A 617-nucleotide genomic window follows, 5' to 3' on the forward strand; every position below is an offset into this window, starting at 1 on the left:
GCCCGACGTCACGCTGCTCGAAAGGGTCCTCAGTGGACTTCGCAAGCTCTAACGCGGCCGCCGCGACCCGCGCCACCACCTCCGCGAAGATCGTCGTCGCCGGCGGCTTCGGCGTCGGCAAGACCACCCTCGTCGGCGCCGTCTCCGAGATCAACCCCCTGCGCACCGAAGCCGTCATGACCAGCGCCAGCGCCGGCATCGACGACCTCACCCACACCGCGGGCAAGACGACCACCACCGTCGCCATGGACTTCGGCCGAATCACCCTCGACGAAGACCTCATCCTCTACCTCTTCGGCACCCCCGGCCAGGACCGCTTCTGGTTCATGTGGGACGACCTCGTCCGCGGCGCCATCGGCGCCGTCGTCCTCGTCGACACCCGCCGCCTCGCCGACTGCTTCCCCGCACTCGACTACTTCGAGAACAGCGGCCTGCCCTTCGTCGTCGCACTCAACGGCTTCGAAGGACACCAGCCCCACACCCCCGACGAAGTCCGCGAAGCACTCCAACTCGGCCCCGACACCCCCGTCATCGCCCTCGACGCCCGCCGACGCGACAGCGCCAAGAGCGCCCTCATCACCCTCGTCGAACACGCCCTCCTCGCCCGCCTCCGCTGA

The 617-nt window shown here is 69.2% G+C and carries 1 protein-coding gene; it reads left to right on the forward strand.

Annotation, left to right across the window (positions count from 1 at the left end; translation table 11 throughout):
• Window positions 1–32: 32 nt before the first annotated feature.
• Window positions 33–617, forward strand: a complete 585-nt coding sequence (locus IE329_RS40075) for a GTP-binding protein (protein ID WP_073926033.1) — start codon at window positions 33–35, stop codon at window positions 615–617.

Source organism: Kitasatospora indigofera (genome assembly GCF_014655955.1).
Classification (GTDB): domain Bacteria; phylum Actinomycetota; class Actinomycetes; order Streptomycetales; family Streptomycetaceae; genus Kitasatospora; species Kitasatospora indigofera.